Source organism: Hungatella hominis (assembly GCF_014288005.1).
GTDB lineage: Bacteria > Bacillota > Clostridia > Lachnospirales > Lachnospiraceae > Hungatella > Hungatella effluvii.
Map to the genome: position 1 here is coordinate 63,516 of NZ_JACOPB010000004.1, position 12,641 is coordinate 76,156.

Sequence of the window (12,641 nt, forward strand, 5' to 3'; positions counted from 1 at the left end):
TACATGGATAAAATTAGTATCAGTTATTATTCTATAGTTAGTGCTATAATTTTTTTTAATATTGGCCTGATTCTAATTTTAATTTTAAGACATAGTCTTTTCTTTCTGGTGAAATATGGTGAATGGTGTTTACTATTACTATTTATATTTTCAGTAATCAGGATATTGTTGCCGCTTGACTCAGTAAATGCAATTGTCATTCATTCAAATAAAATATATCCAGGTATATTAAAAATGTTACATATACCGTTACTAAACAATCAATATAGTTTAGGATATATACTTCTAATCATTTGGATAACAGGAATTATCTTTATGATATTAAAGGACTGTTACCTGTATTTTAATGAGTTTCGATACATAAAAAAAATTTTATTGGTTCATGATGAGCAAGTAGATAGGATATCTAAAGAGATTTATTTTAAAAATGTTGAAATATTTGTAACTCCGAATATTTCTGTGCCAAAAGCTACTGGTATCTTAAAACCATATATCTATCTTCCGCCGCTTCATGTGTCAGACGATGAAATGCGCCTAATAATAAAACACGAAATATGTCATATACGTGGCGGAGACATAGCAATTAAAATTCTTTTTTCTATATTAACAGACATATTTTGGTGGAATCCATTCATGTATATATATCAACATGAAGTGGACAATCTTCTCGAACTTAGATGTGATCATAATATCACTGAGAATATGGACCAAAAGGAGAAGGCCACTTATTTAAGCACAATTTTACATGTAATTAAGCAATCAAAAAGTTATACGGATAATTATTTGACCCGAAGCGTAATGAATTTTATTAATTATAAGACCGAAGATATTACAAAACAACGATTTCAGGTTATTATGCGAAGAAAAAATTATTGGAGATCAGAAAAGTGTATAGTTATCAATAGTCTTGTATTTGTTTTATTCATAGCTTCCTTTTTTATTATAGTTCAGCCAGCTTATTATCCAGAAAGGAACGAGGCAGATCATATTCTTGAGATTAATACAATAAATTCATTTATTTTACTATCGAATAATGATTATCTGTTATATATTAACAATGAACCCTATGGATATTTATCTGCTTCTGAATTAGACACATTACCATATTCTGAATTGGAAATTATTAAGGAGGAGTAATTATGAAAAAAGTAAAAGTAACCATGTTAAGCGCTGTAATATGTATGCTACTCATTTTCCCCAGTTGGGCATCAACGTCTAACGTTTTAAAGCAACCAGAGGTGGCGTTGCAAAAAGATGTAACAAAAGCAGAAGTTACAAAATGGTATTATAGAAATATTGATGGTGTGAAAGAAAAAAGATTATGGTCAATTACATATGGCTATTGGAAGACAGAGTGGATGCCTGTTTAAATGTAGTACCCTCTACATTACTTTGTAGAGGGTACTATTAAAACTATAGATTGATATTATTATCATTCTATAATATTCATCAAACTGCATTTATTAAAATTATAGTGAGGTTGCAAGCGGTTATAATTATATCGAATACTGCAACCCGAAGAAAGGAGGATAAACTAAACTTCATTGTTATTCACTAAAAACTTTAAAGCAAAAGAAAAGGAGAAAAAATGAGATTACAAAAATTATTATCAGTATCGCTTGCCGTATTAATGACTATGAGTGCAACACCTGTTATGACTTATGCAAATATAGGAACCACTGCAAATCCATCTATGATGGAAAATGGAATGGACATAACAGTCAGTACCACTTCTGATGGAAAAACAAAAGCATCCTGGGGAAAAGTAACCATGACCAGTTCAAAGAAGAAAGCATCAACAAAAGTGTCAACCTATTCTGGTACTGCATATTTTCTTGCTGCTCAGACAAAGATCCCCGATACAGGAGAAGCTGTAAATGATGATGCTTTTAATGCTGAAAGTGTCAATTCCGGCACTCTCTATAATCCTAATCCAAAAGAAGGAATTAGATGGGAAGGTCTTGGAATAATTCATGATACAGAAACTTCTGGTTCACAGTCAACAACGGTCAAAAAAAGTTATTAATATATAATATTATTAAATATCCATAAATTTAGACATGAGAGTTAGCGAGGATAATCAGCGTTAACTCTCATGCTCGTATAAAGGAGTATATTATAAAAATGAACTTTAAAGATTCAAAATGTCTTATTGTTATTGTTTTAGCGTTTTTTCTTCCTTTATTAGTAAGCTGTGAGCGAAATAATGAAAATAATAATGTTTATATTCATAAATGGGATAATCGTCGATATTCTGATTGGGAAACCAGTGTGGGGATTGATGCGTATAATTCCAATAGTTATAAAAAAATAAATGATAAGTTAAATAAAGCTAATTCGTTATTATATATTACTGACCTGGATGAACCAATTACTATAAAATTTAATAATAATGGAAAGGAAAGAGATTTTGTATTAACTATATTTTATGATTATGTACAAATACCTTTTAAAATTACCGCTGATGGGATTTACGATAATATTTATACCTTTGCTTTAGATGACTCCTATGAAATAGAACTCCCACTCTTTCTACCTAAAGAAATTGACAGAACAGGCTCTCACAAATTACTTATATCCTTTTCAATTGGCCATAACATTCATGCAGCAGATTTAGAAGAGCTTTCAGACTGGTACGGTATGGGTAGTGTATATGATATTTCATTTGATGGAGAGGCTGATTTCTCAAATAAAAAGATTGTCTATAATAAGCCTTCTCATATTGATGACAGAACCTTTAACATGCTTTTGGTACCTGATGCCGGCGCCGATATTATAAACATTAATATCAATTCATTACCAAAAATGATCGAAGTAAAAAAAGGCAAACCATTTCATCTGACTTATAGACTATCAACTGATAACTCGGAAAAAGTGTTATTTCTAGTAACTATAGGTTTTCAGCAGACTCCTGTCGATGGTGTTGAATACAAATTATTTACATTTGATAAAAACAAAACCGCTTATGGTGATATACAATTAATTGCACCTGATGAAGTCGGCTTATATGAAGTAATTGCTTTAAAGATTCTTAATCCTTTTGAAAAAATACAAGTTGGAACTTGGTGCGATGTGAAAACCAGTGTCCGCTTTACTTTAAAAGTAATTGACTAAATCTTATAAATAATTCTTATGAGAAATACAGTCAACTGTCTCAATGCGCATAATTATTTCTCTATGCTGTCATTGCCCCCAAGTGATATATTTCTTTAAAATAGTGAAGGAGCTTTAAATCTGTCATATAACAGATTTAAAGCTCCTTCACTAATCTATACTAAAATTATCTTTACCCAAATTTCATAAAAACATTGCCTGTCCATTAGTCATCAAGATCCATAAATTCAAAATCATCTTCGTCTTCTATCTCAGGATACCGCACTGCCGGATCCGGCCTGGACTGCTGTGGCCTGTCTGGCTGATTGACTTTCGGCTGTGATGCTGCGTTTGATAGTGGTCTGACCGCCTGTCTTGCCGCTGGCTGTGGTCTTCCCGGCTGAGATACATTTGTCTGCGGTCTGCCTTCCTCTCCTGCATTCTGCTGCGGCCTTCCTGCCTGCCCCGCATTCGCCTGCGGCGCTCTTCCTGCCTGTGCAGCGTTTGCCTGCGGTCTGTCTGCCTGCCCTGCATTCGCCTGCGGTCTGCCTGTCTGTCCTACATTCGCCTGCGGCCTTCCTGCCTGCCCCGCATTCGCCGCTCTTCCCGCCTGTGCAGCGTTTGCCTGCGGTCTGCCAGCATGACTCTCCTGCTGTGGTCTAACAGCCTGTCCTGGTTCCTGCGGCACACGCGGTGCTGCATTCGCCTGTGGCCGGCCCGGTGTCTGTTCTCTTGCGATTCTCTGCGGTCCGGCTGTGTCCCGCTCTATTTCTTCCGCCAGATGGGCCGACAGCTTTTTCTCCATATCATCGAGGCTGTCTTCCATCTCGAAATCATCATCTTCCGGTTCTTCCTGTGCCTTCAGAGGCACTTCCCCGTCCCCTTCAAACTCATCACGGCTGTAGCGGCGCACACGGCCTGCCTGGCTCTCCGTTTCTGTGAAGAAGCCTTCCGGCTCCTCATCTCTGCCGCGCCGGGCTTCCCGGAAACCTCCGTCAGAACCATTGCCGCCCCGTTTTAAAAGGACGATAATCACGATCAGAAGGATAAATGCCAGCACACCCACACCAATTAAGATATACCGCTGCAGGTTATAATCGCGAACGAGGCTGTTGTAATCCTCTTTCATCTTGCTATAGGAATCCATGGAAACGCCGGAAGCGTAATACCGCTGGATCGTCTTTTCCGTTAAATCATACCGATAGAAGTTCTTCTCTCCGTTCCAGTTCATCGCATAGAACAGACAGTACTGCGGATCGCCTTCAGACTTCGGTACCCAGCCGGTTACACGGATTCCGTCGATATCGATCTGTCGTTCCTCGAAGCCTTCCGGAACCGTTATACCCGCATCAAGCGGCACGATAACAATCGCCTTGGAGCTTGTCTCCACAGAGACGAACTGTGACCAGGAATCTGCTTCTGCGTTATAGATGTAGAAGCCGCCATTTCCGCCCGCATCCTGGAGATACAGGAGAGTCAGATCTTTTTCAAGACCCTTTCCGGCCATAACTTCCGTTCCCTTATAATCATAGGTGCTCGCTTCAAAGCCTTCCGGCAGTGCTGACTCGTCGAAGGAGGCCGCCACCTTATATTCCGTACCGTTCACCGTCACAGCGGCATCACCAAATTCTGCGGATACGTCCGCTCCGTTGCTTCCGCCCGGTGTCGTCTCACCGCCTTCCGCCTTCGTCACTACGATTGTGTAGTTCTTAACGGTCTGGCCATCCTCTGCCGTAACGTTGACCACGACCTGATTCTCTCCGGCCTTTAAGCCCTTGTCACCCTGAAGCTTCACACTGGCGCCTGCATTAGCCGCCACTGCGTTCACGACTAAATCTGCGGTGCTGCCATCCACGGAAGCCGTGTAGCTATCCACCTCCGGTGAAAATTCCGGAGTCAGCTCGCCTGGTGATATCTTCAGAGACTTGAGCGCGGCATCCTTGGAGGAGGAGGCCGGGGAAGTCACCTTGACAGTGGAACCGCCCTGCTTATCCACCGTTACGATCTGGGAATCCGCATCGTAAATCTCCTGGGACGTCACGGAAATCTGTGTGTTTCCCGCCTTCAGAGCCTTAAACTTCAAAGTAAAGCTAAAGGATTTCTGATCGGCAGCGTCCGTGGTGTCCTGAAGCTTCAACGCTCCGGCTCCCCCGTTCGCGCCGTTGCCGCTTATAAATTCCAGTGCGGCCGAATCGTAGGCCAGCATGACATCCGCCTTGCCCAACGCGGAATCGCTGGTAATCTTCATCGTTACCGTCACTTCGTTGCCCACCATGACCGATGGGTCGGAAAATGCAATTCTTGTATTGGCAGCCCAGGAGACCATCTGTCCGAATGGTCCCATAACTGCCAGCATGCAGACCAGCATAAGGCCGGCCATCAGTCGTTTCAGTTTTATTTTCATAGAAATCTCCTTACTTACGTTTAGTTAGAACCATCCGGAGCGATTGAGATATTGCTTCCGCCTGGTGTTCCCGCACTGCCGCCGGAAGACGGATCCGATACGCCCGGTCCGCTGCTTACGCCAGGGCCTACTTCTCCGCCGCCCGGGCCTGCCGATGAACCGCTGCTTCCGCCGGTGCTTCCTCCGACAGAGGAGGAATACGTCGGTCCGTTATCCTGACGAACCACATGAACCACGTACTCTCTGACACTGCCGTTCTGGGCCGTTACGGCGATCCGCACATCATTGGCGCCGCTCTGCAGCTGGATTGTTCCGGAACCATTCACGGTTGCCTTTCCATCGATGGCACTGGCATTGACAGTAATACTGGAAACGGAAGGATCGACAATTAAGTTGTACTCCAGAGTATCTCTGTTGTAGGTTGGCGTCATAACAAATCCATCCACGCTTAAATTCGACAGCTTGTTATTCGGATTGCCGTCTGTAGTCGGCTGGCTGCACGCGTTATCCGGCATGTTGTTATAGACCGGTATCTTAAACTCCAGCGCAGTCTGCTTCATCTCGTCGTTATATGCCTTCGCATAGACCGCCCCCTCCGAAGCCGCGCCCTGTATATTCGTCATATACTGGTGCTTATAGAGATTATTCCCCTGTACGTTGAATTTCTTCAGATAAAATGTATCCTGTCCAACTTTTACGTAATTATTACCATAATAAAGAGCTCCGCCCAAAATTGATTTTTCAGGGGAATTCCATGGTCTCTCATAGCTGCCTGACTGAGACGCCCACCAGAGCCCTCTCTGTACGGCAGACATACTGCCTGACTGATATGCCTCTATATTAAAGAAATTATAATAGCCTTCATAGCCTGCTTCTGTTCCGGTAATGCTGCCGCCGGTTCCGCTTGAACTCTGTTCCTGGATAATCATAGCTGCCAAAACGTAGGGATTGACTCCCGACTGGGTTCCGGCGTTCATAATAATATCCACATAGTTGGTGCTGCCGCTCGGTGTCACAGCCCCGCTGCTGCTGTTATCTGCCGAAGGACCGGTCAGACTGACGCCCGGACCGTATTCCATGAGCACGCGCGGCGTGTTCGGTGTGATGGAAGCGTGAGGCGATTCCTGGCTGACTCCCGGCGTACTGCCCTTGCTGGGAGCGGCGCTCTCGACTGTACCTGAACCGCTGGAACCAGATGAAGATCCTCCTGAACCAGAAGAAGACCCTCCGGTACTTGGAAGATTAACCCCCGGCCCTCCGCCGGAAACACCGGGACCATACGAGGAAGAATCACCGCCGCCCGAACTGCCGCTGCCGCCCGAACTGCCGCTGCCGCCCGGACTGCTGCTGCCTCCCGGAGACGAGCTCCCGCCGCCTGCCGCGGTACCGGCCAGAAAGGATCCCTTTACCATGGTCTGAAGTCCTTCCACCGTGTGGCTGTTGCTGTCGTATGTATGGGTAAGGAACTGAAAAACATTCGTCTCATCCAGAAAATTTCTCGGATCCATGTAATACTTTACAATATCCTCGGATGCCGCCACCCAGGAGCTTCCGTCGAAGCCTGGCCATGTACTGCTGTCCCAGTTAAATGCGCCATCCGCGATGGATTTCCAGGAAGACATGCTGTTTGTGTGAACCAGGTTGCGTCCCACCTGACTCTCCTCTTTAACAGCCGTGTTCCAGTCCAGGTTCGTATGCTGAGCCCGGAATACCCACTTCGGGTACTGTGCATGAAGCTCACGCAGCCTCACCTTATAGCTCTCCGGGAATCTCTCCGAGTTTAAATACGCCTCAAAATCGGCGTCACTTGTGTAGGAAACCGGGAATTTTAAATAACTCTTTGAAACGTATCCGGTCGTCTCAGTTCCTCCTGAGCCCTTAACCCGGATCTGATACCATAACGCGCCGTCTGAGGCCGTCTTCTCATCTATAACCGTTACTGCCGCCCCGCTGGTCAGCTTCGTAACGATAGAATAGGTCGTACCAGGACCGCTCCTCACATTCAGCGAAGAAGCGTTAACCGTCGCCGACCTCTCCATGTATGCCATACTCTCTATGTGCGGTGAAACGTATCCCACAAGGGAATCAATCACCAGGACACTGGCCAGTAAAGCCGCCATCTTACGAGCTTTTTTATATCTCCTCATCTGTCTCTCCCAACATGTCCTCAGTATTTTTCCAATTATACTAATTTATGTAAATTTAGCATTCAATTTATTATAATGACAAATACTGCCATGTGTCAACCTCAACACGAAAAGTTCACACAATTGGCAGTATTTGTAAGAAAATCTTCAAACTCTTGGGGAGACGCTATTCCGTCTTATTCCAGCGGCAGGCGCTCCTGCTCGACCGCCTGTACAACCCATCTCCTGGTATATCCGTTTCCCATGCACGTGGAGAGCATCATCGTATGGCTGGCCGGATCGGGAACAATTCCTGTAGCATAGAGCGATTTTTCGACTGCATCGGAGATAAATGCCTCTTTTTCGCTTTCACCGCCGAATTTCACGGAATACTTTTCCGCTTCGGCCTCCTCTTCATAGCAGGCATAGACGGCATAACGGATCCGCAGGCCTGGCACGTAGTAATCAACGAACGGCCGGCTTTCCCGGTACTCGGAATCCCTGTATTTTCTCAGACCGCCAAACATCGAGCCGCTGCGCATGTTATGGCCATAGAGAATCGTATTATCGTCCGAAAGCCCGGCCTCATTTCTGTAATCCATAAACACAGCGCCCGATCCGCTTTTCTGCCTGCCGACTCCGTGGCTCAGATAAAAGGCATTGTCCTGCGCCTGGACCACCGGATAACTGATCGATGTCCCTGGAATATCAAGCCATCCGGTTATATCAGGATTTGTCTGCCGCAGGCTGTCAAAATCAATCACCAGAATCCGCTCCAAATCCACGGATTCTGTATGTGTACTATTTGTACTTTTATTATCCGCACTCTTATTATAAGAAGTGCCGGGCAGCACTTTTACCGTCTGCCCGGCTATTTTTGCGTATTCCTCTTCTGCTTTCCGGTATTCATACAGTGTTTTCACAAGGAATCCGGACGAAATCAGGAACACGGCCAATATCACTGGAAATAAAATCTGATATACTCTTCTTTTCATATCGGTTTAATCTTCTTTTTTCCTTCGAAGCCTTTCGGCCAGGTACAGTAAGGCGATACCGCTTCCGATGACTGTCGCAATCATTGGGATTAATGGTGTGGTATCTCCGGTCTTTGGAATCAGGGCAAGGGGCACCGGACTGTCTTCAATTACCGTTAAGTCGCCTGCCGGAACCGGGCTGTCGGGAATGGTAACGACTGTATTATGATCAGGCTTACCCGGATTGTCTGAGCCGCCTCCATCAGGAGCTTTCACCTCGGTCACCATGAATTTCCAGTCAACCTTCGTCAGAACTCCTGCATACTTCTCACTTCTTCCGTCTCCCAGCTTAAGCGTCGGATCTAGCGATAACTCAACCTCGATGACTCCTTTATCCCCGGAGGCATAGGTTCCAAGCGGAACCGCCCGGTTCAGTCCTTCCTCCGTAATGAGAGACGCTCCCGTGGCCTTTCCATCGTAAATCAGTGTCCCCTGATAGTATACTTTCATGGTAATTAAGTCCAGAAGCTGGGCTTTGACTGTATCCTGTTCTCTCGGGACCACCTGTGCATAGAGTCTGTATTTCTTTTTCGAGGCATTTTCTATGGACAGCTTATCCTTATAGATTCCGCCCGGAACCATGTCGGTAAAGCTCATGAACCAGTTGCCCGTCTCGGCTCCTTCCTCATTTCTGTATGGAATGTATACCATCCTGCCGTTTAACTCCTCAAATTTCAGGGTCTTCACCTCGGCGGATTCAAATATCCCGCTTTCCGCCACCTGGCCGGCCAGATAGGCAAGCGTCTCATCTCCCGTTCCGAAGATCTCCTCCACAGCCGCCTTCGTCGCCTGCACGGTGGAGCCCTTGATGTCCATGGTGTATTTGGCAGAGTCATATCCAAACTCGGCGTTGACGCTGTCTATGGTAACCTTCTTTGTGGAACCGTCCTCCATTTTGATAAAACGGGTTTCCTTTCCGGTAATCGTCCTTCCCAGTTTCCGGTTCAGCGTCACGCTTTCCAGAAATTCCGGCGTAGAACTGCCTGGTTCGATGATTCCCATGTAATAAAGTGTGTACTGGCCCTTTGCGTCCGGCACTTCATTCAACAGAAGCCATTTCCCTCTGGCCGCGTCCACGGTACTGACTGCCGAAAGCCCCAGGCTGAGCGAGCTGTCCGCCGTCTTTCCGGAGTCCAGGAGTACCACCGCATTCTTATTGAAATTAGGGATAGAGGCATACTCCTCACCTTCATCCGTCTGAAAGGTCAGAGGAAACGCTTCGCCTTTGAAAGGTGCCACCGGCTCCTGCACAACATCACCGGAAGCGTTTAACCGTGTGGCATAGACATCCTCCCTGCGAATCCAGCTCTGCGTAATAACAGCCTTAGCCATCACCGGAACGGTCCCCTTATTGCTGATCCGGACCCGTTTTTCCTGTTCCGTACCCGGGGACCAGTCCGTTGGAGGAGTGAACTTTTCGTCAAGAGAGGTCTCATAGGTTCCAGGCATGAACTCATTGCCTGCCGTTATCTCCTGAGTCCATGCCGCCCACGTCCCACCGATCAGCATCAGTGATGCCAGCGCCGCCAGCCCTAATAATTTGTGTCCGCCTTTCCTCATATCTCTCTATCTCCTGTCTGCTGCTTTAAAATCAGGGGCCTTATAACGGGGGCCTCCACCGCTCACCGGATTATGGCTGTACGGTTTCATTCGTCTCTGCCGGCAGTTCTTCCGCCATCAGATGATTTCCATTTACAGCAAGGAATTCATCAATCTGATCCTTGTTTATATTTTTTGCGCCGAAAATCTCTTCAATCGCACTCTTTGTCGCCTGAACGGTGGTGGCATTGATTGTCATGGTATACTTCGCACTGTCATAACCAAAGGCTGCATTCTTTGTAGTCTCTGTCCTGGTTACCGTATTTCCGTTTTCATCGACAGAGGTGGTTGTCTTTTTCGCGGTGATGGTCGTATTGATGGCCTTATTCAAAGTAGCGCCCTCTAAAAGCAATGGGGTTGCATCTTTGCCGTCGGTTCCCTCTGCTTCAACAATTCCGTTGTAGATAAACTGTACGTCAGAAAAGCCTTTTCCGTCGGAGTTTGTTTCTTTTCCGTCTGTATCCTTCGTATTCACTGCGTTTACCATCACCCATTTTCCAGCTGCTGCTGTATCGTCAAGACCGCTTACCGTAGCTGTAATGCCCATACCTGCTGCCGCATCCTTTACGGATTCAAGCGCCACCACTTCGCTGCCCCAGCTTACAATCGAAGCGTATTCCATCGCATCACCGTTCTGGAACATCAGGTCAAAATATTCTCCTGCCTTTGGAGGAATTGGCTGGCCTTCGTTCTCGTCATCCGTATCGATTACGTCCTCGGTTCTGACCCATACCTGATTAACGGTTGCGAGAGCCGCCAGTTTTACGTCTCCCTTATTGGTAACGGTTACCTTTTTCTCCACCTCTACGCCAGGAACCCATTCGCCAGGAGCCGGAGGGGTAAAGGTCTCGGTGATGTCCGTATCGTATTTGCCTGTTTCAAACTCATTGACCGCGCTTAAATCCTGGTTCCAGTATGCCCAGGTTCCTCCGATTACGGCTACTGCTGCAAGGGCGGCGAGGCCCATGAATGCTTTTTTATTTTTTCTCATCTTTTTTATCCTCTTTCTTTTTCATCTTGTTCTCACCGGCACATCTCTTTTAAAGAAGCAGCCAGTTTATCAAAGTTTTCCGGAACCATTTCCCGGTTCCCTGTAAGCACTTCGTCAACCGCGTCCTTTGTGGCCTGGACGGTCTTTGCCGTAATATTCAGCCGATACTCCGCACTGTCGTAACCAAACGAATTCGTATCATAAGAGAATGTATATCGGTCTTTTTTATTCTCCTTATCGTAATCCGATACCAGCTTCGTATGTGTTACGGTTGCCTGTGCCCTGGGATTCATGGTAACACTCTCAAGAAGACCGGGCGAAGTATTTCCGCCTTCAATCAGCCCCATATAGATAAAGTAATACGCCTTACTGTTCTCATCGTAGGTGTAAACCCATTTGTTGCGATACTCTTCGGGCGATTTCGCTTCTGCATACGGCACGACATCACTGCCAAAATTCTTCAGAGCAAATTCCTGCTGCGTCCCATCTGAATCTTCAAACTGCAAAGGAAGCACATCACCTTTCGATGCTATCTTTTCCTGGCGTTCTGTCTTCCGGCCATCCACCGTTTCATAGGTCGTTATGAAGACATCCTCTTTTCGCACACAGTTCTCTGTCATCCTGGCTACTGCCACAACATCTACATTTCCTTTATTTTTTATGTCGACCTTCTTTGGAATTTCCACCCCCGGCTGCCAGTCTCCCGGAGGCTTAAATTCCTCATGGAGGTCTGTATCATATTTGCCGGTCAGAAATACATTGGAGGCTGACAAATCCTGATTAAAATAGGCCAGAGTACCGCCAATAATCAGAACAACGGCCAGTGCTCCCAGGGAAACTATTTGTCTTGCCTTACGATAGTTTCTCCTCATTTTTATTCTCTGTCCTTTCTTCCTCCTTCTTCTTTTTGGGGAAAAGGCTGTCTAAAATTATATTCAGTATGATAATACCAGCCATCATACCGATTACTGTAAAATTCTTGCTGTATGCTACGAAGTATCCCGCATATGGAACGCTGAATTTCAGAACTTTACCAATTACATTCGAGTATTCCACAGGAGAGGGGTCCTCGCTTGGATTTGCATCTCCCTTTGTCGTAAAGGTTCCTGACAGTTCACTCTTCGATGTCACCCTGTGGGTTACCATACCATCCGTTCCTGCGCGGAATGTGATGGCGTCACCTACCTGGATATTGGCGAAAGCGGTGTGTTTATAGTAAATTACACTTCCTACATGGTACGTTGGCTCCATACTGCCGCTGAGTACTACAACCGGTTTGTATCCGGCGATCATTGGTGAGGCGATCAGCAGATAGCAGAGAATACAGGCGTAAACGATCCCGGATGCTATGCCGACCAATCCTTTTACTATTTTCATGGTATCTCCCTGCTGGG

General features: G+C 45.8%; 11 protein-coding genes. 4 read left to right on the forward strand and 7 right to left on the reverse strand.

Annotated elements, in window-relative coordinates; genetic code table 11:
* Positions 1-3 precede the first annotated feature (3 nt).
* The 4 genes from H8S75_RS10830 (at position 4) to H8S75_RS10845 (ending at position 3,114) form a co-directional block, all read left to right on the forward strand.
* On the forward strand, positions 4-1,137 hold the full coding sequence (locus H8S75_RS10830; RefSeq protein ID WP_187021496.1) for a M56 family metallopeptidase: 1,134 nt from the start codon (positions 4-6) through the stop codon (positions 1,135-1,137).
* Between the two features lie 2 nt (positions 1,138-1,139).
* Positions 1,140-1,370, forward strand: coding sequence for a hypothetical protein (locus H8S75_RS10835; RefSeq protein ID WP_187021498.1), 231 nt, complete (start codon positions 1,140-1,142; stop codon positions 1,368-1,370).
* A 218-nt stretch (positions 1,371-1,588) separates the two neighbouring features.
* On the forward strand, positions 1,589-2,026 hold the full coding sequence (locus tag H8S75_RS10840; RefSeq protein ID WP_187021500.1) for a hypothetical protein: 438 nt from the start codon (positions 1,589-1,591) through the stop codon (positions 2,024-2,026).
* 98 nt (positions 2,027-2,124) lie between these two features.
* On the forward strand, positions 2,125-3,114 hold the full coding sequence (locus tag H8S75_RS10845; RefSeq protein ID WP_187021502.1) for a hypothetical protein: 990 nt from the start codon (positions 2,125-2,127) through the stop codon (positions 3,112-3,114).
* Positions 3,115-3,319: 205 nt separating this feature from the next.
* Here H8S75_RS10845 and H8S75_RS10850 read toward each other — a convergent pair whose 3' ends face one another.
* The 7 genes from H8S75_RS10850 to H8S75_RS10880 form a co-directional block, all read right to left on the reverse strand.
* A complete protein-coding gene (locus tag H8S75_RS10850) occupies positions 3,320-5,497 on the reverse strand; it encodes a cadherin-like beta sandwich domain-containing protein (RefSeq protein ID WP_187021504.1) in 2,178 nt (725 codons plus the stop codon).
* A 20-nt stretch (positions 5,498-5,517) separates the two neighbouring features.
* Positions 5,518-7,644, reverse strand: coding sequence for an SH3 domain-containing protein (locus H8S75_RS10855; RefSeq protein WP_187021506.1), 2,127 nt, complete (start codon positions 7,642-7,644; stop codon positions 5,518-5,520).
* Positions 7,645-7,820: 176 nt separating this feature from the next.
* Complete coding sequence (srtB, locus tag H8S75_RS10860) at positions 7,821-8,618, reverse strand: class B sortase (RefSeq protein ID WP_187021508.1); 798 nt, start codon at positions 8,616-8,618, stop codon at positions 7,821-7,823.
* 6 nt (positions 8,619-8,624) lie between these two features.
* Complete coding sequence (locus H8S75_RS10865) at positions 8,625-10,217, reverse strand: BsaA family SipW-dependent biofilm matrix protein (RefSeq protein ID WP_187021510.1); 1,593 nt, start codon at positions 10,215-10,217, stop codon at positions 8,625-8,627.
* A 70-nt stretch (positions 10,218-10,287) separates the two neighbouring features.
* On the reverse strand, positions 10,288-11,247 hold the full coding sequence (locus tag H8S75_RS10870) for a BsaA family SipW-dependent biofilm matrix protein (protein WP_187021512.1): 960 nt from the start codon (positions 11,245-11,247) through the stop codon (positions 10,288-10,290).
* A 32-nt stretch (positions 11,248-11,279) separates the two neighbouring features.
* Positions 11,280-12,119: a BsaA family SipW-dependent biofilm matrix protein gene (locus H8S75_RS10875; RefSeq protein ID WP_187021514.1), complete on the reverse strand. Its 840-nt coding sequence runs from the start codon at positions 12,117-12,119 to the stop codon at positions 11,280-11,282.
* The gene (locus tag H8S75_RS10880; protein WP_187021516.1) at positions 12,100-12,624 is read right to left on the reverse strand and encodes a signal peptidase I; all 525 of its coding nucleotides are present in this window, start codon (positions 12,622-12,624) and stop codon (positions 12,100-12,102) included. Before H8S75_RS10880 ends, H8S75_RS10875 begins: the two co-directional genes overlap by 20 nt.
* Positions 12,625-12,641: the final 17 nt, after the last annotated feature.

Coding starts and splice junctions, on each gene's coding strand:
- H8S75_RS10840 (WP_187021500.1), top strand. CDS start 1,589: ATGAGATTACAAAAATTATTATCAGTATCGCTTGCCGTATTAATGACT.
- srtB (WP_187021508.1), bottom strand. CDS start 8,618: ATGAAAAGAAGAGTATATCAGATTTTATTTCCAGTGATATTGGCCGTG.
- H8S75_RS10875 (WP_187021514.1), bottom strand. CDS start 12,119: ATGAGGAGAAACTATCGTAAGGCAAGACAAATAGTTTCCCTGGGAGCA.
- H8S75_RS10850 (WP_187021504.1), bottom strand. CDS start 5,497: ATGAAAATAAAACTGAAACGACTGATGGCCGGCCTTATGCTGGTCTGC.
- H8S75_RS10855 (WP_187021506.1), bottom strand. CDS start 7,644: ATGAGGAGATATAAAAAAGCTCGTAAGATGGCGGCTTTACTGGCCAGT.
- H8S75_RS10870 (WP_187021512.1), bottom strand. CDS start 11,247: ATGAGAAAAAATAAAAAAGCATTCATGGGCCTCGCCGCCCTTGCAGCA.
- H8S75_RS10835 (WP_187021498.1), top strand. CDS start 1,140: ATGAAAAAAGTAAAAGTAACCATGTTAAGCGCTGTAATATGTATGCTA.
- H8S75_RS10830 (WP_187021496.1), top strand. CDS start 4: ATGGATAAAATTAGTATCAGTTATTATTCTATAGTTAGTGCTATAATT.
- H8S75_RS10880 (WP_187021516.1), bottom strand. CDS start 12,624: ATGAAAATAGTAAAAGGATTGGTCGGCATAGCATCCGGGATCGTTTAC.
- H8S75_RS10845 (WP_187021502.1), top strand. CDS start 2,125: ATGAACTTTAAAGATTCAAAATGTCTTATTGTTATTGTTTTAGCGTTT.
- H8S75_RS10865 (WP_187021510.1), bottom strand. CDS start 10,217: ATGAGGAAAGGCGGACACAAATTATTAGGGCTGGCGGCGCTGGCATCA.